General features: G+C 35.5%; 19 protein-coding genes and 1 pseudogene. 10 read left to right on the forward strand and 10 right to left on the reverse strand.

Annotated elements, in window-relative coordinates; all coding sequences use genetic code 11:
- Window positions 1-35 precede the first annotated feature (35 nt).
- Window positions 36-878, reverse strand: a complete 843-nt coding sequence (locus E4O07_RS11335; protein ID WP_253685898.1) for an Rpn family recombination-promoting nuclease/putative transposase — start codon at window positions 876-878, stop codon at window positions 36-38.
- A 417-nt stretch (window positions 879-1,295) separates the two neighbouring features.
- Between E4O07_RS11335 and E4O07_RS11340 the strand changes: the two genes are divergently transcribed.
- From E4O07_RS11340 to E4O07_RS11355, 4 genes and pseudogenes are all read left to right on the forward strand, one after another.
- Entirely contained in the window at window positions 1,296-3,686 is a 2,391-nt protein-coding gene (locus E4O07_RS11340) for an adenylate/guanylate cyclase domain-containing protein (RefSeq protein ID WP_253685900.1), read from the forward strand.
- A gap of 33 nt (window positions 3,687-3,719) precedes the next feature.
- Entirely contained in the window at window positions 3,720-4,643 is a 924-nt protein-coding gene (locus E4O07_RS11345; RefSeq protein ID WP_253685902.1) for a selenium metabolism-associated LysR family transcriptional regulator, read from the forward strand.
- Window positions 4,644-4,942: 299 nt separating this feature from the next.
- Window positions 4,943-6,114: pseudogene (locus tag E4O07_RS11350) on the forward strand (double-cubane-cluster-containing anaerobic reductase).
- Window positions 6,111-6,356 carry a putative Se/S carrier protein gene (locus E4O07_RS11355; RefSeq protein WP_253685904.1) on the forward strand — a complete coding sequence of 82 codons (246 nt, stop codon included), beginning with the start codon at window positions 6,111-6,113 and terminating at the stop codon, window positions 6,354-6,356. The pseudogene E4O07_RS11350 and the gene E4O07_RS11355 overlap by 4 nt, the downstream one beginning before the upstream one ends.
- Here the strand turns inward: E4O07_RS11355 and E4O07_RS11360 are convergent, their stop codons facing one another.
- From E4O07_RS11360 to E4O07_RS11385, 6 genes are read right to left on the reverse strand one after another with little or no spacing between them, the layout of a single operon-like run.
- The gene (locus E4O07_RS11360) at window positions 6,357-7,106 is read right to left on the reverse strand and encodes an acyl-CoA dehydratase activase (protein ID WP_253730561.1); all 750 of its coding nucleotides are present in this window, start codon (window positions 7,104-7,106) and stop codon (window positions 6,357-6,359) included.
- Between the two features lie 26 nt (window positions 7,107-7,132).
- Entirely contained in the window at window positions 7,133-7,681 is a 549-nt protein-coding gene (locus E4O07_RS11365) for a CD3072 family TudS-related putative desulfidase (protein WP_253685908.1), read from the reverse strand.
- A 4-nt stretch (window positions 7,682-7,685) separates the two neighbouring features.
- The gene (locus E4O07_RS11370; protein ID WP_253685910.1) at window positions 7,686-9,038 is read right to left on the reverse strand and encodes an ABC transporter substrate-binding protein; all 1,353 of its coding nucleotides are present in this window, start codon (window positions 9,036-9,038) and stop codon (window positions 7,686-7,688) included.
- A 10-nt stretch (window positions 9,039-9,048) separates the two neighbouring features.
- Window positions 9,049-9,867 carry a carbohydrate ABC transporter permease gene (locus tag E4O07_RS11375; RefSeq protein ID WP_253685912.1) on the reverse strand — a complete coding sequence of 273 codons (819 nt, stop codon included), beginning with the start codon at window positions 9,865-9,867 and terminating at the stop codon, window positions 9,049-9,051.
- Window positions 9,864-10,766: a carbohydrate ABC transporter permease gene (locus tag E4O07_RS11380; protein WP_253685914.1), complete on the reverse strand. Its 903-nt coding sequence runs from the start codon at window positions 10,764-10,766 to the stop codon at window positions 9,864-9,866. Before E4O07_RS11380 ends, E4O07_RS11375 begins: the two co-directional genes overlap by 4 nt.
- A complete protein-coding gene (locus tag E4O07_RS11385) occupies window positions 10,763-11,842 on the reverse strand; it encodes an ABC transporter ATP-binding protein (protein ID WP_253685916.1) in 1,080 nt (359 codons plus the stop codon). Before E4O07_RS11385 ends, E4O07_RS11380 begins: the two co-directional genes overlap by 4 nt.
- 504 nt (window positions 11,843-12,346) lie before the next feature.
- On the opposite strand from E4O07_RS11385, the gene E4O07_RS11390 reads away from it, so the two are divergent.
- The 3 genes from E4O07_RS11390 (at window position 12,347) to E4O07_RS11400 (ending at window position 15,511) form a co-directional block, all read left to right on the forward strand.
- Window positions 12,347-13,402, forward strand: a complete 1,056-nt coding sequence (locus tag E4O07_RS11390; protein WP_253685918.1) for an NAD(P)-dependent alcohol dehydrogenase — start codon at window positions 12,347-12,349, stop codon at window positions 13,400-13,402.
- An 89-nt stretch (window positions 13,403-13,491) separates the two neighbouring features.
- Window positions 13,492-14,406, forward strand: a complete 915-nt coding sequence (locus tag E4O07_RS11395) for a CobW family GTP-binding protein (protein WP_253685920.1) — start codon at window positions 13,492-13,494, stop codon at window positions 14,404-14,406.
- A gap of 88 nt (window positions 14,407-14,494) precedes the next feature.
- Window positions 14,495-15,511, forward strand: a complete 1,017-nt coding sequence (locus E4O07_RS11400) for an ABC transporter substrate-binding protein (RefSeq protein WP_253685922.1) — start codon at window positions 14,495-14,497, stop codon at window positions 15,509-15,511.
- A 48-nt stretch (window positions 15,512-15,559) separates the two neighbouring features.
- Here E4O07_RS11400 and E4O07_RS11405 read toward each other — a convergent pair whose 3' ends face one another.
- Entirely contained in the window at window positions 15,560-16,921 is a 1,362-nt protein-coding gene (locus E4O07_RS11405; protein WP_371921926.1) for an ATP-binding cassette domain-containing protein, read from the reverse strand.
- Window positions 16,922-17,706: 785 nt separating this feature from the next.
- Between E4O07_RS11405 and E4O07_RS11410 the strand changes: the two genes are divergently transcribed.
- From E4O07_RS11410 to E4O07_RS11420, 3 genes are read left to right on the forward strand one after another with little or no spacing between them, the layout of a single operon-like run.
- Window positions 17,707-19,329 (forward strand): ABC transporter permease, encoded by a 1,623-nt coding sequence (locus tag E4O07_RS11410; RefSeq protein ID WP_253685926.1) that lies wholly within the window; start codon window positions 17,707-17,709, stop codon window positions 19,327-19,329.
- A 23-nt stretch (window positions 19,330-19,352) separates the two neighbouring features.
- Window positions 19,353-20,306, forward strand: coding sequence for an ABC transporter ATP-binding protein (locus tag E4O07_RS11415; protein WP_253685928.1), 954 nt, complete (start codon window positions 19,353-19,355; stop codon window positions 20,304-20,306).
- Window positions 20,303-21,580, forward strand: a complete 1,278-nt coding sequence (locus tag E4O07_RS11420) for a glycosyltransferase family 4 protein (RefSeq protein WP_253685930.1) — start codon at window positions 20,303-20,305, stop codon at window positions 21,578-21,580. The genes E4O07_RS11415 and E4O07_RS11420 overlap by 4 nt, the downstream gene beginning before the upstream one ends.
- Before the next feature lie 53 nt (window positions 21,581-21,633).
- Here the strand turns inward: E4O07_RS11420 and E4O07_RS11425 are convergent, their stop codons facing one another.
- Complete coding sequence (locus tag E4O07_RS11425) at window positions 21,634-23,631, reverse strand: hypothetical protein (RefSeq protein ID WP_253685932.1); 1,998 nt, start codon at window positions 23,629-23,631, stop codon at window positions 21,634-21,636.
- Between the two features lie 10 nt (window positions 23,632-23,641).
- Entirely contained in the window at window positions 23,642-24,457 is an 816-nt protein-coding gene (locus tag E4O07_RS11430; RefSeq protein WP_253685934.1) for a prealbumin-like fold domain-containing protein, read from the reverse strand.
- Window positions 24,458-24,668 lie beyond the last annotated feature (211 nt).

Genomic DNA, 24,668 nt, shown 5'->3' on the forward strand with positions numbered 1-24,668 from the left:
CCGCTCTGAACGGGGGTTTTCCCCTTCCTCTTAAATTATAACTTTTCGATTTCTTCGATAGAAAGGCCGGTTCCTTCAGCTATTTTTTCAATATCTATACCGAGTTTTTTAAATATCGAAGCCGTTTCAAGCTTTGTTTGGTAAGCTCCTTGCTGATAACCTTCACTTATACATGAGGCCCTGTCGTTTTCATATTTCATGCGGGAGTCGTATAGCCATTTTTCTTTCGGGCTCATTTCCATTACTATAATTTTATCATTTGCTTTTGCCATTACTTTAGAAGTTTCTGCCAACATTTTTCTTACCTCCCTGTCATCGGTTTCAATAAATTTCAGCCATTTTAATAAACGCTTCGTTTTATTATCTTTACATTGAGATTCTTTTAATAGTCTGGCCTTTTCAAGGTTCAGTATATGAATCTCAAGTTTTGAAACTAAAGGCTCTTTTGTCTCTTGTTCAAGAATAAAATATCGATTGTGCAGACGCTTATTTTTATTAAAGCCTTTCCCTATCAAGTTTATTGTAATACACTTTGGAAGTTTTGTATAGTCTTGACCTTGTTTTACACCTTCATTGTACATCTTAGACCAATAATACAAGGTTCTTTCAGGAAAATCAAAATGCCATCTGTTTTGAATCTCAATATCAATAAAAGTTCCGTCTTTTAATCTTAGTTTTATATCCAAGATACCTAACTTTTCACTTAAAAGCTCCTTATGAAACTCCTTATCCAAAAGCTCTAAACCGGCGATGGTCTCAGGCGGAATGTCTAAAATACATTCCAATAAGTCTTGCAGGATATCCTTGTTTTCGTCCACTCCGAAGACTCTCTTAAAAGCGTAGTCGTTACGGAGGGTAATGTTAAAAAGTTTTTCCATTTTTGCCTCTCATAAATTATTTGAAAGAAGAAAAATTTCCCCTCTTTCATAATTATTGTAGAGGTTATTTGAATCTAAGAGTAAAATTTAAAAAAAAAGAATTAACATTTTGTTAAAGCTTCCCTTGCTTTTAATCTCAACTAAAGAGCCGTCCTAAAACTTTGTAAAAAACCGGGTCCTTAGGGCAGAGCCCTAAGCAGCGCGAGCGGACAGGATGTCCGTTGTTTGCACTTCGAGAGTTTGCGCTTGATGCAAACTCTAAGGTGAAAAATGTACAAGGATGTACATTTTTCACCGGGCATAGGGGAGGGTACAACCAACGAAGTTTCGAGGTAAAACACCTTTCTCCGAAAAAGGGGTTTTCTTCCCCTAAACCATTCTATTGACAAAAACCTTTTAGTATGTAAACTATTATCTATGATAAAGGCTTTAGATAATATCCTTAGATGGATAAAAAAGATTTATATTCATCCTAATACGGTAAAAATAGCATCTCTTATAATTCTTGCAGAACTTATGATTTTGCCTTTTAGTATGACTAAAATGGACTTGTTTAATACCTCTCAAAAGGCGGTAAATCTTTACCCTATGACGGTTTTGTTTTCGGACTTTGTACAAAGAGGTTTAAACTCTTTTTATGTAAGCAGTCTCTTGCTGTTTTTATTGCCTATAGCATTTATAATTATCTTTATATCTATTTTTCAAATAAAAATATCCTCAAAGGTTGTTTATTTTTCGGCCTTAGTACCTATAAGCCTTTATATTGCTGCCTCGGTTTCCGGTGTGAATTTATTTGCAAACACCCCCCGATGGTTCTATTCCCTAAGTTCTCTTACATATTTTGCCTTTTTTACGGCCATTGTCTTTCATGCTTTCTTGATAGCACACGGCATAATTTCCATAAAAAGACAAAACGGATCATATATGGAGTATAAACGCCTTCTAAAAGAAGAAGAAGAGAAGAAAGAGCTGTTAAACAAACGAATAGCCGAAAAATTAAAAAAACAAAAAGAAAAGTCCTTAAAAACTAATTCCGAACCCATAAAGGAAGAGGCGCTTTCTGTAGACAAGCTATTAAAACAATACATAAACCGCTTTAAAAACAGAAAAAAAAGGTCTCATATAAAAATAAAAATTACAATAGTTATTCTTTTTACCATATTGGTGATTCTTTCAACATTTATTTACACAGATTTAAGAAACTATAATATGCTTCTCACCCAAAATGTCAACACAACAGGAAAAAATCAGGCCGAGCAGGTTGCGGCCATATACAGCTTTTCGGATGGGCTTCATGCTAAAATCAGCGCCTTCCTCGAAGGAATACGAAAGACCAATCTGTCTTCGCCCTTCCCTTTTCAAAGGGTCGATATAATAACCACAAGCAATAAACAACATATTTTTCTTGAAGAAATCGATGAGTCTACAGAGCTGCCCTTTTTTGATGTATTTTCTTATACCACAGCCGCAGGGCAGGTAAGGCTAATTCCGGAAGAAGAAAAAAGCATAAGTCCTGAGGATGCAGCCCTTTATATAAAACACTTCAAAAATGAAGCTACGGTAAGCACACCTATTTACAAGGACGAGAAGGGAACCTGCCTTTATATCTATCCTGTAACCTTCACCAGAAAGGAGGGCCAGAGACTTGTAGGCTTTTCAGTTGTTACATATCTTAAAGAAATTCTAGACCGCCCTTATTTTCAGGCAAAGGTCTTTGTGTTTTCAATTTCGGCCGTGTTTTTCTATGCATCTATAATCATCGTTCTTTTTTTGGCGGACTTTATTGCAAATCCCATTATATTCTTATGCGGAAATATACGAAAAACTGCAAATATTTTAAGCGGTATGATTTCGAGCAGCGCGGCAATCGAACCGGACCGTCTTATTTTTGAAGAAAACGTCAAGACCCATGACGAAATAAAAACCCTTTCAGTAGAGCTAAAAAATATTATCTCGCTTATCCGCGGAATTTTACCCTATGTGTCTTTTCATACTATTCAAAATGCAGAAAAAAATCTCTCAAGTAAAAGTACTACCAGAGATCTCTGCTTTTTGTTTACCGACATACGCGGGTTTACAAGCATGTGCGAAAACATGCAGCCGCGAGAAGTCATCAATATTTTAAACCGCTATCTCGATATCGAAACGAAGATAATCTTCGAAAACGGAGGAGATGTGGATAAGTACGTCGGTGATGAAATTATGGCTTTTTTCTCGGGGCCTAAAAAAGAAATTAACGCATGTAAGGCCGCTATGGAAATACGAAAGGCAATGAGACGGGAACAAAAGGCAGCTTTGAAGGAAGGCACGGCTCTGGTTTCGATAGGAATAGGTATTAATTCGGGACCCGTGGTATTCGGACCTGTAGGTTCCAAAACGCGCAAAGATTTTACATCGATAGGCGACACCGTAAACCTTGCGGCCCGGCTTGAAGGAGCAAACAAAGAATACGGCTCAAAGTCGATTATCTCGGAAGAGGTTTATAAAAATTTAAGCAAAGAGTTTATTTGCCGAGAACTCGATTTTGTTGCAGTTAAGGGAAAAACGGAAGCCGTCCGTATTTATGAAATTCTTCAGCCGACAGAAAAACTTACAACCGAAAAACTTTATGATATAAAAAAATTATTTGAAACAGGGCTCTCCTATTATAGAAAAAGAAAATGGAAGCAGGCCGAAAAATATTTTTCGGAATGTGCCGAAAAGTATAATGATGCACCCTCCAAGGTATTTTTAAGAAGGGTTGCCCACTATCAAGTTTCTCCGCCGAAACCAAGATGGAGCGGTGTGTTTGTAATGAATGTAAAATAAAATCGGCAAAATTTAAACCGAAAAGGAGTTTTTATGGAATTTAAACAACTTGAAATATTTATCAAACTGGTAGAAAATTTAAGTTTTTCTACCACTGCAAGCGAGCTGAACATATCTCAGCCTACAGTCAGCCTTACCTTAAAGCAGCTTGAAGAAGAGCTTGATACCCCCCTCTTTTTGCGCTCTACACGAGAGCTAAAATTGACCGATGCAGGGAATAGTCTTTACGGGGAAGCAAAAACTATTCTCGCTGAAAGAGATAAAATAATAGAAAAATTTATACATCCTGAAAGAAAGGTTATAACTATCGGAGCCTCGACAATTCCTGCCGGCTATCTTCTTCCTTCCATAGTGAGGGAGTTTAAAAAGAAGCATCCCGATATTTATATAAAGGTTGAAGAAAAAAACAGCCTTGAAACAATAAAAAAAGTATCGTTAAATACCGTCGATATAGGCATCGTCGGAATGAAGGTAGAAGATGAAAATTGCGAATTCCTTCCCATTTATAAGGATGAATTTGTATTTATAAGTGCAAACAATGCTTATTATCAAAAGCTAAAAAAATCCAATCCCGATTTAAAACGAATTGCCGAAGAACCATTTATTATCAGAGAAGCAGGGTCTGCCGTAAAGCAAAATATGGAGCTTATTTTAAAATCTCAAAAGATAGATTTAAACTCGATAAATATAAGCGCCTCGATAAACGACACAGAGGTCATAAAGCAATTAACGGCAGAGGGCCTGGGCACTTCTTTTATATCAAGAATAGCTGTTGCCGATATGGTAAAAAATAAAAAGCTCATAGCCTTTGAACTGGGAGATGTTCCCCACCAATACCGCAATATCTATCTTGTATGGAACAAAAAAATAAACTATGCAAGCCATATCAAAGACTTTTTAAACTGCACGGAATGTTTTAAAGTAAGAAACGAGCTTAATAATTTTGAAGAGAATTAAAAGGACTTAGCGGATAAAATATAATTTATAAAAAAGGCCTCCGTTTTACCGGAGGCCAAAAGTCTATGGAACAATTAAGACTTATTTTTTTACTTTACAAAAACAATTTATTATATATAATAATAAATATCAAAAATTATTTATATATCTTTTAACACAATTCACTTATTTTGTCAATATAAAATAGCGATAAAATTTTATATATTTATGCACTCATCCACTTGTAAATTTTTATAATAAATATTAATATATTGTAATAAATATAAACTTTTACACTTAACATATTTTGGAGCATAATTATGAACGATTTGCCTAAGGGCTTTGACAGCTTGGCTGAAGCCCAACAAAAAAAATTTATAGCTTTAAAAAATTTAAAAGATGCCGGAGGCAAGATTATAGGACTTTATTGCTCCTATGTACCTACCGAGCTTGTGTATGCAGCGGGGGCCGTGCCCGTTTCCTTATGCGCAACGAGCGAAAAGCCGATAAGTGCTGCTGAAAGGGATTTGCCCAAAAACCTATGCCCCCTTATAAAGGCTTCTTACGGACACGCCGTCACCGACACCTGCCCCTTCTTCTATTTTTCGGATTTTATCGTTGGAGAAACCACCTGCGACGGTAAAAAAAAGATGTTCGAGCTTTTAAACGATATAAAGCCTACCCATGTAATGCATCTGCCTCAAAACAACCTCGATCCCAAGGCCTACCCCTTTTGGGCAGACGAGGTAAAAAAACTAAAGGAAAGAATCGAAGAATTTTATAACATAACTATAACCGATGATGATTTAAGGAAGGCTATCAAGGACTGCAATCAGGAGCGGAGAAACCTTGTAAACTTCTTTGAGCTTTCGGCCTTGGACCCTTCTCCTGTTTCAGGCTTGGAACAGTTTAATGTAAAGGAAGCCTTCGGTTTTCAATACGATATAAATCAAAAAAATGCCGAAATAGTAAAACGCACAGAGGAATTAAAAGAGTATTGGGAAAAGAATTTAAAGGGCACAAAGGATGAGCGTCCGAGAATTTTGGTTACGGGCTGTCCCTTGGGAGGCGTAAAAGAAAAATATTGGCACAGATTGAAAAACTGGGAGCCGTAATAGTCGGTTATGACAGCTGTTCGGGTTTACGCACCCACATGGAATTCGTAGATGAAGACCCCGCAAGGGATCCGATTGAGGCTATTGCCGAAAAGTATCTTAAAACAAACTGCTCGGTTATGAGTCCCAACCCCGGAAGGCTAAAGGACTTGGATTATCTTATAGACCACTATAAGGCCGATGCAGTAATCGAATGTACCTTGGTTGCCTGCCACACCTTCAACCTTGAAGCTCATACGGTCGGAAAACACATCATAGAAAAAGGACTTCCCTATATTCACATAGAATCGGATTATTCGCAAGAAGATGCGGGACAATTTGCAACAAGACTTGAAGCCTTTTTGGAAGTTGTTTCAGAAAGGAAAAAATTAAAATGAATTATATAATTACCTTTGCAACTACAACAGCAGCAATTCAATGCGACTCAATGATAAAGGCTGACCCTATAAATGCAAAACTTATTCCTATCCCGGGATTTTTAAAAGCCGGCTGCGGTTTTGCCTGCCTTTTTCAAAATGTACAAAAAGAAGAAGTTGAAAACTGGATAAGCAAAAATGGTATAAGTTATGAGGAACTGCTTGAGGTAAGGTATGAAGATAAAAATATAATACCGGCCTAACTATGATAATATACAGGCTCCTATTGCTCCGGCAAAGGCACCCAAGTTGTCGGATAAGACGGGAGCCTCAAGTTTTTTTGAAATTTCTTCTATTACATAACTGTTTGAACTAAAGCCGCCTGTTAAAAAATATACATCGGAGCGCGGTTTTCTGTTTGCAAGCGAAACGACCTTTGAGACTATTTGATTTATAACGCCTCTTGCTATATCCTCGCGGGGACTGCCCTTTCCCATGAGGGATGTTACCTCGGACTCGACAAAGACGGTGCATACAGAAGAAAGGCTTAAATCGTTTCCCTGTGCTGCGTACTCGCTTATTTCCTGTAAACTTAAGCCAAGCCTGTTTGCCATGAGTTCCAAAAATTTACCGGTACCGGCCGAACACTTATCGTTCATAATAAAGTCAATTACAAGGCCGTCTTTTACAACGATGACCTTTGTATCCTGCCCGCCGATGTCGATTACGGTTACATCCTTTTTTGCCAAAAAGTGGGCTCCCTTTCCGTGGCAGGAAATTTCGGTTAAGGTTTTGTCTGCAAAGGGAACGCTTACTCTTCCGTAACCTGTAGCGGTTATTTTGAAGTCTTCATTTTGTAGAGTTTCCTTAACCCAATCTAAGACAGCCTCTCCCGTTTCTTTGCTGTTCCATCCGCTAGGTATACGGTTTTTGTAAAGAATGTTTTTTTTATCTTCATCCATTATAACGGTCTTGGTTGCCGTCGAGCCGATATCTATACCTATGTAGTGCATACTCTTCTCCCATACCTAATAGATACTTATTCTTTCTCCAAAATGCTCTCTAAATTTTTTATAAGAGCATCTACGGTATCCCTGCTGCTGTAGGCAATAAAGTTTGTTGTTATGGAATTTTCAAAAAAGATTTTTTTTAGTTCTTCCATATAAATGCCTGGAATCCGGGGGTAATTTATATTTTTAATTTTTGTAAAATCTTTTATTGATGATATCTCTCCGCCCCAATCTTCCGAGCTGCATGAAAAGTTAATGCCGCAGCTGGGGCTTCCATCAATACCGGCTACAGCCAAAAGTCTGCAGCCGTTATTGATGTACTCGCTTACCTCATCCAATGTTTTATTTATCATGGAGCGGCATGCTTTTCTGTAATTAATATTATCGAACTGTTCGCGAACATGTCCCCACCGTCTCAGCCCATAAACCTCCGTTTCGGGGCAGTCCATTTGAATTATCCCTATCTTATTTTTTATAAGCCAAGAAAATAAGGCTTCCATACTTTCCCTCTCACTTTCTGAACGGACCTGACTGTGAGGATTTAAAAGGCAATGGCTCAATAATATTATATTTTTCATGTTTTTACTTCTTTTGGAAATTCTTTTTTGCTTCTTCTCTTTCCCTTGTTGCATTTTCTTGAGCATCCTTTAAGGCTTGATCAAGAGTCTTTTTACCTGCAACAACTTCTTCCAGGGCTTTTTGCATATTTGCATGAATTGCATAGCCGTTTAAGCCCTTGGGATCCTGATAAGCATAGGGGAACATATTTGATGCAATTCTCTTGCTGGGATCTTCATTGTCTAAAAAGGCTTGGAATTCTTTTGAATTCAACGCTGCATTTGTTAATGGAAGATAACCGCTCTTCTTTCCCCATGCAACCTGAGTATCAGTTTCAAACCAAAATTTCATAAACTCAAAGGCTGCTCGTTTTGTTTCTTCAGAAACCGTATTAAACATTGTTATGTCTGTTCCTGAGTAGAGGGCGGCAGCTTTCTTTCCTTTCGGAAGTTCGGCAACCTTCCATTTTACTCCGGTAGCAGCGCAAGCTTCTTTCATTTTAGGAAGATTGGAAGACGAGGCAAAACCGATAAAGGCCTCCCCCCTCGACATCGGGCCTGTGATATAGCCTTCTTCAAATTCGATCTTAGCGGTTTTATCGTTTATCATCGAGAGGATAAATTCGTAAGCTTCTTTTACTTCCGGCGTGTCAATTAAAACGGCATCCTTTTCTTCATCATAAATATGACCTCCGGCCTGCTCTACCCAAAAGCTAAAATCGATACCGACACTCTTATTGAACACAAGCCCGACCTTTCCGTCTCCGGTCAATTTTTTTGCGGCAGCTTTTAGCTCGTCCCAAGTTTTAGGAACTGCTATTCCCTTTTCTTTTAGAACATCTTCGTTGTAATACATTAAGTATGCTCCCTTGTTAAAGGGAAGAGAGTGGTGTATGCCGTTCCAGATTCCGTTATCCCTTAAACCTTCGGGAATATCGTTCCAGATTTTTTTGTCAAATCCGTATTTCGGATCATCAATCCTCGGATTTAAATTTTCGACAAGATCGTTTAGAACATAGGCGGTAAGCCTGTTACAATAGATCATCGAAAGAGCCGGAAGAGAATTGGCCTGAGCCGCTCCGTTTAATTTTTCAAAAAGCTCTCTGTAGTGGCCTTGGAATACGGGCTTGACTTCAATGTTTTGATGAGTTTCATTGAACTTTTTTACCAAAGCTTCAAGAATCTCACCGTTTGCACCGTTCATTGCATGCCAAAATTCAAGAGTTTGCTTTTCTTTTGGAACATGGACATTAGCACTTGCAGAAATAGATTCCGATTTGCTTTCGGCTTTTGAGTCATTGCCTGAACAAGAAAGCACTGAAGACATTATCGATAAAATCAATAAGCCGGCAGCCATAAAATTAAAATACCTTTTCATCTGTATCTCCTTATCCTTTTATACCATTTTTGCTAAAACTCTCTATCAAGTGTTTTTGCAAAACCAAGTATACAATAATAACAGGCACAATCACCATCGATGAATATGCCATCAAATAATTATAATTAGGCCCTGCTTCTGTCATAAATGTAGTAAGGCCTACCGGAAGAGTTCTTTTTTCCGGCTGATTTATCATTAGAAGCGGCCACAAAAATTCGTTCCAGCTGTGTATTATTCTTAAAAGAGCTATGCTGATTAGGGCCGGCTTAGAATAAGGCACGGCAATCTTCCATAAATATTTAAAATCGCTGCACCCGTCTATCTTTGCAGAATAGTAAAGCTCTTTAGGTATATCTAAAAAATATTGCCTAAGCATAAAAATAGAAAAAGCCGATGCAATCCAAGGGACATATAAGGCATGAAGGGTATTTATCAATTTTAATTTTGTAAGAGTAACAAAATTGGATGTTAATAAAACCTCGCTTGGAATCATCATAGTAGATACTATAAGAACAAACAGAATGTCACGGCCCTTAAATTTAACGTGGGTAAAAGCAAAGGCGGCTAAGATTGTGGTAATCAAGGTTCCCGCAGTTACCATAAAAGAAACAAAGAGGCTGTTAAAAAAATAAGCCCTGAACGGAACCTTTTCAAAAACGAATTTATAATTTTCCCAATGATATTTTGACAAAATAAATTGAGGAGGCAATTTATAAATGGCAGCGGAATCATTTAAGGAGGTAACAAGCATCCAAATAAACGGAATTAATGAAAGAAGAGCTCCTAAGATGATAATTGAAAAAGCCGCAGCATATAAAACTTTTTTCATACCCTGCTTCCTCCCAATCCGAGACGCTTGTTAATAAGTCTGCTTACAAAAAAACCTAAAACCGTTAAACTTAAAATTAAAAGAAATAAAATAAAAGAAGCCGCAGCGGATACTCCGTAAGAAAATTGATTTACAAGTTTATCGTAAATATAATATACAATGGTCAAACACGAATCGACAGGGCCTGCAGAGCGATGAAACAAGGCATAAACTTCAGAAAAGGTTTTAAAGGAACCTATTAAAGAAGTAATAAAAACAAAGAATATCATCGGAAAAAGCAGAGGCAGGGTAATTGTAAAAAATATTTTTATACTTGAAGCTCCATCCAATTTTGCGGCTGCATAATACTCTTCAGGGATATTACGCAAGCCCGTTAAAATAATTAAAATATTGTATCCTAAGGTTTTCCAAATACATAAAATTATAAGAGCCGTCATAGAATAATCGGGATCGGTCAGCCAACTTACTGCATCAATTCCAAACAAACTTAAAAGATAGTTTAAAAGCCCGAAGCGCGAATGAAAGATCCATCTAAAGACAACAGCCACTGCAACCGTGCTTGTAATAAAGGGCAGAAAATAAATATTGCGGATCAGGGAATTTATTTTTGTATTTTTAACCAAAAATACCGAAACTAAAATAGAAAGCCCCAAAGAAAACGGAACTATAATAGAAACAAATTTTAAAGTATTTAAACTTGCAAGGATAAACTGCGGGTCATTAAAAAGAGAGGCGTAATTTTCAAATCCGTATTCATAGGCTATGTGTTTAAAATAATTATAGCGGGTATAAAAGCTCATTAAAAAAACTTTTACGGCAGGATATAGGCTGAAGGTTGAAAGAATGAGTAAGGCCGGAAGCAAATACAAATAAGCCGAAACGGAGTTAGCTTTTTTCATGATTCAGTCCTATAGTTCAATGCCATTCTATTCCCGTTTTCATTAAAGATAAGAATTTTGTTTTTTAAAAATTCCAAACCGATTTTGTTTCCTGTATGTAAATTTAATTCAGGTGAAACATATAACTTAAATTCTTTGTTGGTGCATAAACAAGTTAGAATCTCGTCCTTTCCCATATTTTCCTTTAAAGATATGGAGGCATAAAAATCGGGCTTTTCATTATTTATTCGGATATCTTCCGGTCTTATTGCAATAAAAATATTCTTTAGATCCTCAACTTCACTGCCTATAGGAATATTACAATCAAGATCTTTTATTTTTAAAATTTTATTTTCTATGCAGGCTTCAAAAATATTTATCTCTATCATTCCGATAAATTTAGCTGCAAATAAATTAACGGGCTCTCTGTATATCTCGTTAGGACTTCCGAATTGCTGAACCTCTCCTTTTTTTAGCAAAAGAATTTTATCCGAAATAGCGGAAGCTTCTTCTTGGTCATGAGTGACAAAGATTGTAGTTATTCCGAGCTCTTTTTGAATTCGCTTAATTTCTTCTCTGGTCTGAACTCTTAATTTTTTATCGAGATTTGATAAGGGTTCATCCATCAAAAGCACATCAGGATTTTTTATCAAGGCCCGGCCTATTGCAACCCTCTGCTGCTCCCCGCCTGAAAGGGCTCCCGGTTTTTTTGTCAATAAATTTTGAACCTCCAAAAAATTTGCAATCTTGTTTACCCTTTCCTTAATTTCAGTCTTGGGTCTTTTTTTTATCTTTAAAGGAAAGGCTATGTTATCAAAAGCTGTCATGTGAGGATAAAGCGCATAGTTTTGAAAGACCATGCCGATATTGCGCTTATCAACGGGAATTTTACCGATATCTTTATCATCAAAGCAAATAGTTCCTTCCGTTTGCTCGATAAGGCCTGCTATCATTTTTAATATGGTAGTTTTTCCGCAGCCTGAGGGACCTAAAAAAGAAACAAGTTCCCCGTCTTCTATTGTGAGGTTTACATCTTTTACGGCAAAATCATTGCCTTCTTCAAAGCGCTTTGTCAAATTTTTTAGTGTTATTTTCATACTATTTTAATGATGCTTAAGCATGGTAAATCTTATGTACAGTATATAGAAGAAGAATAAAAAGTCAATAGATATATTATAAAATTTATGAATTTATTAAAATTTATATTTGGATAAGCATCCTAAGAAAATATCAATTTACTCCGTCTGGTATTTTTCCGGCTTAAGTTACTTTATACAAAATTGTGTCTTTATAATTTTAAGTCTTCTGACTCAAAAGAGGAGTTAAATAAACTTATGGCCTTTGCCGAAAACATTGGCCGGTAATAGACACAATCGTAAACCTGCTGGAACATACAAGCAAACCGGAGGATTTGTGCTGCTGTTGCGGATAGACACTAAAAAAAGATAATGTATTCCATTAAATTCTGAAGCACTTAAATTTTTTTTGGTGCTTTTTTATCGTTAAAAAATTATAAATATATTGACAAAGACAGGGTTTTATTGTACCTTATTTATAGATAATAAATTATCTATAAATAAATATTTTAATAGGAGTCCTCTATGAAAGGTTTTGCAATGATAAAAATGGGAGAAACAGGCTGGATTGAAAAAGAAAACCCTGTTTGCGGCCCTCTTGATGCAATTTGTAAACCGCTTGCACTTGCTCCGTGTACTTCTGATGTACACACCGTATGGGAGGGTGCTATAGGCGAGAGACATAACATGATTTTGGGACATGAAGGCTGCGGCGAGATCGTCGAAGTCGGTTCCTTAGTAAAAGATTTTAAACCCGGAGATAAGGTCTTGGTTCCTGCTATCACACCGGATTGGAACTCGTTAGAGGCACAAGGCGGATATTCAATGCATTCCGGAGGAATGCTTTCAGGCTGGAAGTTTTCAAATTTCAAAGATGGGGTATTCGGTGAATATTTTCATGTAAATGATGCCGACGGAAATCTTGCCCTCATCCCGGAAGGGGTTAAAATTGAACACGCCCCGATGCTTTCTGATATGGTTCCTACCGGTTTCCATGGAGCCGAGCTGGCTGATATACAATACGGGGATTCCGTACTCATTATAGGAATAGGCCCTGTAGGACTTATGTCGGTTGCCGGTGCAGCTTTGAGAGGTGCATCCAGAATTTATGCAGTCGGCACCCGCCCTGCCTGTATCGAAGCGGCAAAATTTTACGGTGCGACTGATATTATAAGCTATAAAAATGGACCAATTGATGAACAAATTCACGAGCTCACACATGGAAAAGGCGTGGACAAGGTAATAATTGCCGGAGGTACAGTTGATACCTTTGAAGAAGCTATAAAAGCCATGAAACCGGGCGGAAAAATAGGGAACGTAAATTATCTCGGTTCAGGTGTATCCGTTAAAATTCCCCGTATTGAATGGGGTGTCGGTATGGGACATAAGCAGATTAACGGAGGTTTGATGCCAGGCGGAAGGCTACGCATGGAAAAGCTTAGCAGTCTAGTATCTGTCGGAAAACTCGACCTGTCAAGGTTAATCACTCATAAATTCCAAGGCTTTGAAAATGTTGAAAAGGCTCTTTACCTTATGAAAGATAAGCCTGCAGACTTGATAAAGCCTGTAGTTATTATCTAAAACATTTCCTGAGTTTTTATTAAAAGGCTGCCCAAGACAGGCGGCCTTTTTTCACACAGAATTAAACTGTAAAAGATTAGAGGTGCCAGATGAAAATTTTAGTTATTTCTGGTTTTTTAGGAGCAGGTAAAACGACATTTATTCAAACCCTTTCAGAAAAAACCGGTAAAACTTTTGCCGTTATGGAAAATGAGTACGGCAGCACAGGAATAGACGGAAATATCTTAAAACAGGATAGATTAAAGGTTTGGGAATTAACGGAAGGCTGCATTTGTTGTTCTCTAAAATCGGATTTTGCTTCTTCAATTTTGACTATTGCAAATACGGCCGATCCCGAATATTTGGTAGTGGAGCCTACAGGAGTTGGACTTTTAAGTGCCGTAATGAATAATATTTCTAAGATAGAATATGAACGTATAAGACTGTTGGAGCCTATAACCATTGTGGATGTTCATTGTGTTGACTCTTATTTAAAAGAGTTTAGAGAATTGTATACCGATCAAATAAAAAATGCTTCGCAAATCATTCTTTCAAAAACTGAAACTGTGTCAGAAAACGAGATCAGCTGTATTGTTAGAATTTTAAGAGACCTAAACCCTCAGGCTAAGATTACCTCAGAGCCTTATAATACTCAAAAACCGGAATGGTGGAATAGCTTCTTTGAAAATTTATATAATAAAAATAAAGCAGAACTAGCGGCTGAACCGATGCATAGTTCCGATTTGGAAAATACAGGCTTTGACAATATTAGGATAAACAGTGTAAACGAATTATTGGAAGTACTTGCAGCCCTTATGTACGGTTTTTTTGGAACTGTTTTCAGGGCTAAAGGCTATGTACCTATCAGCGGACAATGGACTAAATTTGATGTAGTCAACAAACAATATAGAGTCAGCCTTTGCAATAAGATGCCCGAATCCAAGGTTATAGTAATAGGCCGTAACTTAGACTATGGCCTGCTGAGAACAGCCTTTAATGTGAACCCTGAAATAGATATATTATAAAATTTATATATATATCTATTTTTTATATATATTGACTATTTTAGCTTTTTGGTGTAACTTATCGGTAATTATTTTTATGGAGGGCAAAATGAAAAAGATTATTTTTGCTGCACTGTTTTTATTACTTGCAAGTACTCTTGTATTTGCAGCCGGTTTTTCTGAAAAGGAATCAAAAGATTTTTCGGGCAGAACCTTAAATGTGGTTACAACAAGTGCTTACAAGGAACTCTTTGATGCCTTTACTGCAAAAACAAAGGTAAAAGTCGAGTTTCTTTCGATGTCGAGCGGAGAGGTTTTGGCAAGAACAAGGGCCGAGGGCAAACCTATGTACGATGTCTGGTTCGGAGGCGGAATTGATGCCTTTATGTCAGCAAAGGAAGAGGGCTTTTTAGAAAACTATGTTTCTCCCAACTCAAAGGATATTCCTGCCAAATATAAGGATCCGGACGGAGCTTGGATTGCAAAAGGAATCACGGTTGTAGGTTTTATTGGAAACAAGGATGTCTTAGCCGAAAAAAATCTTCCCATGCCAAAAACTTGGGCTGAGCTCGCAGATCCAAAATACAAGGGCGAGGTTATTATGAGCGATCCTTCAATTTCGGGTACGAATTACGGCGCTGTAAAGGGCTTACTCGATCTTTTCGGTGAAGAAAATGGTTGGGCATATTTTGAAAAATTAAATGCAAATATTCCCTTTTTAGGTAAGAGAGGAAAGGACCCTCAAGAAAAAACCGCTCAAGGCGAATTTGCCGTAGGTATTATTCCTGCTGATGAAAAAGCTTTCAAACTTGCTGACGATAAAAACCTGATTGTGGTATATCCGGATGACGGAATCCCGTGGGTACTGGAAGGAACCGCTATCTTTAAGGGCCGCCAGAACCTAGACATAGCAAAGGCCTTTATAGACTTTATTCTTACAAAGGAAGCTCAGGAAATTATTGCAAGATATGATGGAAAAGATTCCGCCCAACTTGTAAAACCCGGTGTTAAGGGGCTATCATTGGGCTTGCCGAAAGATAAGCTTATAAAGGAAGATTTAAGCACCTTCGGAAAAGACAGGCAAAGAATCTTATACAAGTTTGCTTCGCTAAGACCTAAAAACTAAAGAAAAAAAACAATCACCGGTTTAATATAAAAATCGGTGATTAGTTTTTTAGTATACATTATAAATTTTATCCGTTAAAATAATCGAAACACAATTCTTAGTTTTGATATATTGTTTTTCACTTTCATTATGAGAGATATAAAAAACGGTTTTGCCTTTTTCAACCTTATCAAAAAGTATATCTATGAGGTGTTTTTTATTTTTCATATCCAAGTGAGCGGAAATTTCATCAATAAGATAAATATCTTTATTAGAAAATTCAATACGCAATAGCTCAATTAATAATTTTTCACCGGAACTCAAATTTTCTGAAGCCCAGTCAAATTTTCTTTTAAAGCCTCCCAATTGTTTTACTATATCCTGTATTTTTTCACTTTTACAATTAATTATTAAATCTTTATCAATATTAGAGGATAGCATAATATTTTCCAAAACCGTTCCTGAAATAATTAAGGCTTCAGGACTATGATACGAAACAGAAAAATTTATATTATCCTTACGGAGAATCGTTTTACTTTCTTCCTGCGTATTTATTTTTATATTTAGAATTCCTGCAAAATTTTTAAGCAAACTTGATTTACCTATTCCGTTAGCCCCTTCAATTAAATAAAATGCAGGCTTATTAAAATAGAGTTCATATTCACTTTTTGAAAATAAAATGCCGTTTTCAGCCGTATTTTCTTTATACCCATTTAAAAATAAAAATATTTTTTGTATTGAGGCTCTTTTTGAGCTTATAAGAATAATGGAATTCAAGATATTTGAAACGGGAGCAAAGATATTGCCAATCATCAATTGAATAGCTAAAAAGCCGCCTATTGAAGGAGCGGCAGATTTGTTTTCAATCACAAAAAAGAAGGCTGCAATTACTTGTGTAAGGATGGTAATAAGTCTTAAAATATTTTTCCCAAACTGTTCGGCTCTTGCAGCTTGCACGGAAATACTATAAAACCCCTTATTAAGCACACCGAATTCTTTTTGCATATATTCATTGTGTTTATTTGCATAAATATAAGAATATCGCTCATGGATATAAACAATAAAATCCTGTTTTTCTTTTAATTTCTCTCTGCTTATTTTACTAAGTACCGAATTCTTTTTTGAAATAACCAAGGCTATTATAATATTTGTAAAAGAAGCTATTATACATAATAAAAATATATTTAAAGATTCTATTTTAATATAGCGTAAAGCAAAAGTTAAAAATAAAATTTCCACAATTAACTTAGGATAAAATTGCGTTATATATGCGAAAAAAGAATTTATATCATTATTCAAAAGTGTAATAATTTCTCCCGATGAATAACTTATACTTTTGACAGGTTTCTCCGTTTGATATTTATAAAATACCGTATCGGATATAAAATAATATATTTTTTCAAGTAAACGAGTTAAAACCGAAATAGACAATATACAAAAGATAAAATCACAACAGAAAAAATTATGAGAAAGAGATAATCAGATAATTTAATATTCGGCAAATTAAACAGTTTATCTATAAATTGTTTAACCATAATAGGTTCAAAATAAATAAGTAAATTTTGCAAACCTAATAGGATAAATATCCATAGATCATAAAAATATATTTTTTTATAAAATAGTTTTGCTCGATGCATAGCGTTTATTCTTTATTTTACGGTTTTTTATTATAAAAACTTACTGAATATATGTCAATATCGGTATCACATAATTGTCAACAGCCTTGTTGTCAGGTTAAGCAGTTTTTAGATTTTCCACGAGTTTAAGATATAACCTTATTCTTACTTATATCTTCTTACAACAGTGATGGCAAGGCCTAACCAGTTTTCTGTTCAGCGTATGGGCTTTTTTGTTTGCTTCTTCATAGGTTACAAACGGCCCCACCAACGCCCATTTTTATCTCCCAGTGTTCCACGGCCGGTGCCTTCACCGTGATTACAAAATTGGCATGTTCCATAATGAATTATGGCTTTATCAGATGCTACCCAATTTTCATAGATATAAAAGGCCATAGTTTTTCTCTCCTTGCAATTTACAAAATGAGTATAGCTGTCCCGTAAGCTAAAAATCGCTCAAGCATATATTTATATTAAGTCAAAACCTAGAATCTGTCAAGCCTGAGTAAAACGGGTTTCCTGTATCAATCACCTAAAATTTATTCCATATCATATACTAGTAAATTTATTAAAAATAATATAGACTTATAGGATAATTTAATGAAACAGCAACAGCTTAAAAGAAATTATAACGGCCTTATAGACTATATCCTCATATTAAGCTTAATTTTAGGTATTTTTATATTTATAGCCCTGCCTTTTTTTTATGTATTTAAAGAAAGCCTTGTTATAAATGGACACCTTAGCTTTGAGCTTTTTGAAGATGTGTTTAAAAATCATCTTCATCTTTTAAAAAATTCCTTATCGGTAGGACTTTATACGACGGTTTTAACGGCAATCGCAGGGATAAGCACAGCCTTGTTTTCTTATATGATGCCTAAAAAAATAAAACGCCTGATTTTTTTAATTTTAGCTGTAACGATGATAAGCCCGCCCTTTGTAACAGCCCTCAGTTATATAAACCTCTTTGGAAGGAGAGGCCTTGTTTCTTATTATCTTTTAGGTATTTCAAAAAGTCCGTACGGAATTACCGGCATTGTGCTGATGCAGTCTTTAAGTAATTTTTCTTTAGCGGCTTTAATCTTAATCGGGTTTTTAAATAATTTGGATAGATCTCAATTGGATAGTGCCCGCAACCTCGGAGCAAAGACAAACCGCCTGATTATCGATATAATTCTTCCCTTTCTTTTTCCTGCAATCAAATCGGTTATGCTCTTAACTTTTTTGCGAAGTTTGTCGGATTTCGGAACTCCTGCAATCATAGGAGGCTCTTTTAATGTGCTTGCAACCGAAAGCTATTTTGCAGTAATAGCTCAAGGCAACTTAGGTAAGGCTTCCGCAATAAATGTGCTTCTTTTAATTCCTGCAATTATTATTTTTATTCTTTATCAAAAAAGTTTTAAAAATATTTCCATCTCTTCACACGGTACGGCCACGTCAGAGATTGAAATAAAAAGGCAGGGAATTCTTTTTTATCTTATAAGCATAATTGCCGTTTTCTTTTTATTATGGATAAGCATTCAATATTCTTCCATTATATTATCCGCATTTACAAAAATGAAAAAAGGGAAAATGATTTTTACCTTTGCAAATATTTTAGAAACAAGAGATCATATTACAAGCACAGTTATAAGGAGCATAGTCTACAGTCTTATCGCTGCAGGCGGAGGAAGCATAATCGGTTTGCTTATCGCTTATTATAAACAAATAAGAAAAATAAAGTTAATGCAGGCTGTAGATTTTGTTGCAACTCTTCCCTATATAATTCCGGGAACTTTTTTCGGACTCGGTTATTTATTGGCCTTTAATTCAAAACCATTAATGCTGACAGGAACGGCAGCGATAGTTGTTTTAAATATACTATTTAAACAGCTGCCATTTTCTACAAAGATAGGGAATGCGGCAATGGAAGAAATAAACATCGACACTTTAAATTCGATCAGAGATTTAGGCGGTAAAAGAATGAACGAGATTACCGATGCAGTTATTCCGTTAAGTAAAAATGCACTTGGAGTTTCTTTTATAAACGGATTTACAACTACGATGACAACAATAGGCTCAATTATTTTTTTGGTATATCCGAGTCAAAAAGTTTTAACCCTTGTTATGTTCGATGTAATTCAAAGCGGGTATTACGAAATAGGTTCCGTCATTGCCTTGCTTATAATTATAATTTGTTTAATTGTAAATTTAATTTACTTTTTAGTTTTAAAGAAAAAATAATTTTTAAAACAAACGGAGGCTTTATGTATCTTGAATTGAAAAACTTAACAAAAACATATAAAGAAAAAAATGCAGTAAAAAATATCAGTTTCAATCTTGAAAAAGGAAAACTCCTCTGTCTTTTAGGTCCTTCCGGCTGCGGAAAAAGTACGGTGCTAAAATCGATAGGAGGCTTTTTAAAACCAGACAGCGGAAAAATAATTCTTGACGGTAAAGAAATTACAAATGAACTGCCTGAAAATAGAAATGTTTCTACGGTCTTTCAATCTTACGGACTTTTTCCTCACATGAATGTTTTATCGAATATTATTTACGGTTTAAAATTTAAAAAAATGACTAAGAGTGAGCGTATAGAAGCCGGAATGAAGATGATAAAAACAATGGGCTTATCGGGTTATGAAAAAAAACATATAAGCGAACTTTCCGGCGGAGAACAGCAGAGGGTCGCCCTTGCGCGCAGTTTGATTATAAAACCCAAACTTCTTTTATTGGATGAGCCCTTGAGCAATTTGGATGCAAAATTAAGAATCAATATGCGTAAAGAGATAAAACAAATTCAAAAAGAGTTTAATATTACCACAATCTTTGTTACCCATGATCAAAGCGAAGCCTTTGAAATTGCCGACAAAATTATTTTGATGAACAATGGAGAAATTATTCAGGAAGGAACAGCCGAAGCTCTTTATAATAAACCTGCAAATGAATTTGCTCTTGACTTTATCGGTGCAAACAATAAAATAGAAAACTCATATATCAGGCCCGAAAAAATAAGGGTATTTAAATCCTTACCGGAAGATGAAGACTCTACCGGCTTTCAAACAGCCGAAATAACAAATATTATTTTTAAGGGTGAGATGCTGGAACTTTTTCTTAAAACTGAAAAAGAAGAATTAAAGGCTTTTGTTTTAAATAACGATTGTAATTATCAAAAAAATGAAAAAGTTTACATCACTTATATTAAGGAGAATTTAAATTGAAGATACTTCACTGCCTTGCACAATTACCGATGAAAACAGGAAGCGGGGTTTATTTTAGCACCCTCGTCGAAGGAATGATAAAGAAAGGGCATAAAAACGCCGTTCTTTATGGAACACAACTTCCCTTTGCCGAAAAAACTTTTAATGAGTCCCTGCCGGAAAATTTACAAGGAAGGGTAAAAGAATATCCTGTTAAATTTTTATCCGCTTATGTGCAAGAAGAAAAAACCGTTTTTAATGCAGACATCCCTTTTCCGATTGCAGGAATGAGCGACATAATGCCCTATACCTCAACAGTTTATTCCGAAATGAGCGATGAGATGTATCAAAAATGGATTTCGGTTTTTGAAAAAAATCTTCTCCGCATAAAAGAAGAATTTAATCCCGATGCCATTATAAGCCATCATCTTTTTATCTTAACCTCTTTGGTAAAAAAAATATTTCCCGACAAAAAAATAATAGGCATAAGTCACGGCACGGACATAAGACAGATTAAAAAAAATCCTTGGATAAAAGAAAGGTATGTACGCAATTTAGATAAGCTTGATCTATATTTTACGGTGAGCCCTAAGGATATTTCAGAAGTGCAAACTATTTTTTCGGCAAACCTTGAAAAAATTAAATTGGCGAGCGGAGGCTTTAATCCCGATATTTTTAACGATAAGGATAGACATATCTTTGACGGAACATTCAGGCTTTGCTATGCAGGAAAGATATCTGATTCAAAGGGAGTATTTGAACTTGCAAAAACCCTTCCGCTTATTTTAACAAAATATCCTAATACGGAATTGACTCTGATAGGAAATACAACCGAAGAACAAAAAAAACTTCTTTTAAAAAATGCAGACTACAGCGAAAATTTAAAAATAGTAAATGCTTCATCCCAAATATGTATGTGTAAAATTTTAAAACAAAACGATATTTTTATTTTACCGTCGTATTATGAGGCGTTGGGCTTAGTAGCAGTTGAAGCCTTAGCCTGCAGCCTTTTTACGGTTACGACAGAAATTGAAGGACTTATAAACCTCCTCGGCGAAAAAATCAACACAAGCGGCCTTATCGAATTTGTAAAACTTCCAAGAATCTACGATGTGGATAAGGCTTACGAAGAAGATAAACCCGCCTTTGTCGAAGCCCTTGCCGAAAAAATAATGCTTCAAATGGAAAGACTTAAATCTCAAAAAGATTTTTATTCCCCTGTCGCAGAAGAAATAAAAAAACATTCTTGGGAGAGCATCATAGATAGGGTTGAAAAAGATATTAAGGATATGTAATAAAAAACCGAAGCCCTTTTCACAGAGCTTCGGTTAATTTTTATCGGTGAAGATTATTTTAAAATCTTCCAGTTTGTAATTGTTACTTCATAATCGCTGATTGAAGGATCGTTCGGCTTAAACTCATAAGCTTCAGACCTTTCGGTTGTAAGTTCTCCTGTAAAATAATTTACAATGGCTTGCTGAGTCCCCTTAAAATAGTACATTTTTCCACTGTGTTCAATAGCCAAAAGCCACTTATCTGATATTACAAAGGCAGGGTGATGAACCTTTTCCTTGGCAGTTCCATTAGTGTTGAGCGTTTCCTTTGATTCAACAAAAAAATCATTATCGGGATTCTGTTTGCTTGGAACATAAAACCTAAGTTTTGCCTTTTCAATATTGGGAATCTGTGCGATATTCTCTCCCTTTATTGTAATATTAAAATATCGGCTACGCTTTGCCATGGGAAATATATCTTCTGATGGTAATTCTTTTTTTTCATCAACACCAAAATCAATTAAAGAAGCCTCTTCAAGCTTATCTGTAAGACTTGCACGACCTCCATCCATCTTTAACCATTTAAAAGGTTTAGCCCAGTACTTAAAGCGTTCTCCTACATAGAATCCGAGATAGTATTTTCCTGGAAATATCCGTCCGTGTTTGTTTGGATCAAAATTTGGGAAGGGGCCTCCTTTATGCAAATATAACTCCTTTATCGGGCTATATTGATTATTTTCAAGCCTTGCTCCAAAGGGGATTCCTAGCTCATATTTAAAATTGGAGGAATTAAAGTCCGTACCTTCTTTAAATAGGCGGGCAAACAAAAAATCATTATCATAGTAATAGTTAGAACCTCGAATCATTAAATCTGCGTTCGTTATGCTAAGTTCGGCATATGGTCTATTTACTATTAAATCTTTTGACTCAGTACCGTTAAGCTCAATCCTTTCGGCATTTTCTTTGTCAAGTTTTTTATCATACCAGAATTCATATCCATGATAGGTATCGATATGTGTTAATTTTATATAATAGGAGCCCTGCGGTAGATGTTTAAAAGAAAAGTCCTTATTTAAGGATAGGCTTAAAAAAGGAGTCTCTTTTTGATCCTTATATAATTCAACCGTACCTATGTGTCCCAAATAGTCTCCATAGATGTCATTGACTTTTAAGTTAAGCACGGACTGAGCTGTATCAGGATATGCTATATTGATGGTTTCCTCGCCCATGTTAAACCTTATCTTTTGACCATCCGCTTTATTTAAAGAGAATTTATCCCTTTCAGACATCCAAAGCTCAGGTGATGTAGCTGCAACTGTAGCATGTTTCTCTGGCTCATGCTTTATGTTTACAAAATATTCACGAGCTAAAACTGTGTTGCCGTTAGGAATTCGTACAGGTTTTCCGTCCTCTTTATTCTTCAAAAAAAATACATTATAATGGCCTCCATAGGGAGGGGGAGCATATTGTATCTTTACATCAGGATACCACAAATCATAGTTGGCTTCTGAAGATTCAATAGTCATAATACAGCTATCATCAAAATCATCTCCAATCTGTTTGCCCATCCAGAACTCGTTGAGATAGATATGCTCATTTTTTTCAGAGAGATATCCTTCAAGGTACTTAAATGCAAATTTATGTCCAAGGGGCATAAAAGCATTAAAATTTACTGTCTTCTTATCTTCAAAGGCTCTTATTGTATATAAAATTTGGCCTTTAGGGTCTGTAAATTCTATTTTACTTACATAATATCTTCCAACATCTTCAAACTTATAGGGTGTTTCAAAACTTGAGTTATCTGCCTTGTGCTTCATGGTAAAATTAACTATTTTAGCTTGGGGATATTTAAAGGTATATGTTACATCTTCACTTCCGTTACCTTCATAGGTTATAACACTTGCCTCATCTTTAGAAAAAACAGCCGTTCCGCCGTCTTTATAGTAACATCTTAAAATAATAGGTTCAGTTGATTGACTTGAAGCATAGGTTTTATATTCAAGTATACGCTTTTCCCCTAAAAAAACATCACTCAAGCTTATATCTTTATAATCATTAATTATATCTTTCATGGATGAGCCATCATGTTGTTGCAAAATGCCCTGTATATCCCTTGGGATGATAGGGTTGAATTAGTTTTATGCCCTCTAAATTTACCTTACAAGCTTCTTCTTCCTTTATTGTTACTGTATAGGCTGGATTTTCAGGCGTATGTCCTGCTTCTTCTTTAAGCCAAAGGTCATAATATTCGGTTTTATTTTCATTAATGCCCTCATAAGAAAACTTGACATAATAAGAACCCTGATCAGTTAAGTATTCCATTGTGGGATTCATAGAAGATTTTTTACCTATGTTAAAACTTTGCTTAGCAAGAAGCTCTTTTTTGTCGTTTAAGATGGAAACCGTATATTTTACATCTTTCGGATTAGTAGGGCTAAATGTGCGTTTTGGCATCTGGACGCTAAGAACAGATTTTTTTAAAATTGTGATAAGCCCCAGATCAGCACCTTTTTCATCGGTAATATTAATAATATTAGCATCAAAGCTGCTTTTGCCGTTATACCACTGTATAAAGGGCCCAAGAGAATTAGGAGTAGCTGATGTTCCTGTAAATTTTATAAGGTATTTTCCTTTTTCCAGATTTTTAAATTCAAATGAACCATCCGTAACTTTCGAAATAGTAAATTTAATATTTTTCCAGTATTCTCCATCTTCTTTGTACAGCTCAACACCTGCAATTAAGGGATTTCCATCATATTTGAGAGAGCCTTTTATTACACCCTTTTCCGCCGGTTTAATCGTTACATCATTTCCGCCGCTGTTTTGCTCGGGAGTCTTGTTTTGACTTAAACCTGTAGGACAAGCACTAAAAAATAATAAAATTAAAGTGCCTAACAATAAAAAAGTTAAGATTTTTTATACATAAAATTTACCTCCAAAAATAAAATATTTAGATTAAAAAACACACAATATAGTTAAAAAGATTAAAAAATCTAAATTTGACGATTATTATCATAAAAAAATACTATTTTGTCTAGTGGTCTTTATCAATTTTCAAAAAATTGTTTTTTGTTCAGATGTTTTTTAGAATACTCAGCTCGTATTTCAG

It is taken from the genome of Treponema sp. OMZ 798 (assembly GCF_024181385.1).
Lineage (GTDB): Bacteria > Spirochaetota > Spirochaetia > Treponematales > Treponemataceae > Treponema_B.

What these genes read in the sequence shown, in the direction of transcription:
- E4O07_RS11370 (WP_253685910.1), bottom strand. Translation starts at nt 9,038, where the DNA reads ATGAAAAGGTATTTTAATTTTATGGCTGCCGGCTTATTGATTTTATCG.
- E4O07_RS11400 (WP_253685922.1), top strand. Translation starts at nt 14,495, where the DNA reads ATGAAAAAGATTATTTTTGCTGCACTGTTTTTATTACTTGCAAGTACT.
- E4O07_RS11410 (WP_253685926.1), top strand. Translation starts at nt 17,707, where the DNA reads ATGAAACAGCAACAGCTTAAAAGAAATTATAACGGCCTTATAGACTAT.
- E4O07_RS11380 (WP_253685914.1), bottom strand. Translation starts at nt 10,766, where the DNA reads ATGAAAAAAGCTAACTCCGTTTCGGCTTATTTGTATTTGCTTCCGGCC.
- E4O07_RS11415 (WP_253685928.1), top strand. Translation starts at nt 19,353, where the DNA reads ATGTATCTTGAATTGAAAAACTTAACAAAAACATATAAAGAAAAAAAT.
- E4O07_RS11360 (WP_253730561.1), bottom strand. Translation starts at nt 7,106, where the DNA reads ATGCACTACATAGGTATAGATATCGGCTCGACGGCAACCAAGACCGTT.
- E4O07_RS11385 (WP_253685916.1), bottom strand. Translation starts at nt 11,842, where the DNA reads ATGAAAATAACACTAAAAAATTTGACAAAGCGCTTTGAAGAAGGCAAT.
- E4O07_RS11425 (WP_253685932.1), bottom strand. Translation starts at nt 23,631, where the DNA reads ATGAAAGATATAATTAATGATTATAAAGATATAAGCTTGAGTGATGTT.
- E4O07_RS11395 (WP_253685920.1), top strand. Translation starts at nt 13,492, where the DNA reads ATGAAAATTTTAGTTATTTCTGGTTTTTTAGGAGCAGGTAAAACGACA.
- E4O07_RS11340 (WP_253685900.1), top strand. Translation starts at nt 1,296, where the DNA reads ATGATAAAGGCTTTAGATAATATCCTTAGATGGATAAAAAAGATTTAT.
- E4O07_RS11390 (WP_253685918.1), top strand. Translation starts at nt 12,347, where the DNA reads ATGAAAGGTTTTGCAATGATAAAAATGGGAGAAACAGGCTGGATTGAA.
- E4O07_RS11375 (WP_253685912.1), bottom strand. Translation starts at nt 9,867, where the DNA reads ATGAAAAAAGTTTTATATGCTGCGGCTTTTTCAATTATCATCTTAGGA.
- E4O07_RS11335 (WP_253685898.1), bottom strand. Translation starts at nt 878, where the DNA reads ATGGAAAAACTTTTTAACATTACCCTCCGTAACGACTACGCTTTTAAG.
- E4O07_RS11355 (WP_253685904.1), top strand. Translation starts at nt 6,111, where the DNA reads ATGAATTATATAATTACCTTTGCAACTACAACAGCAGCAATTCAATGC.
- E4O07_RS11345 (WP_253685902.1), top strand. Translation starts at nt 3,720, where the DNA reads ATGGAATTTAAACAACTTGAAATATTTATCAAACTGGTAGAAAATTTA.
- E4O07_RS11365 (WP_253685908.1), bottom strand. Translation starts at nt 7,681, where the DNA reads ATGAAAAATATAATATTATTGAGCCATTGCCTTTTAAATCCTCACAGT.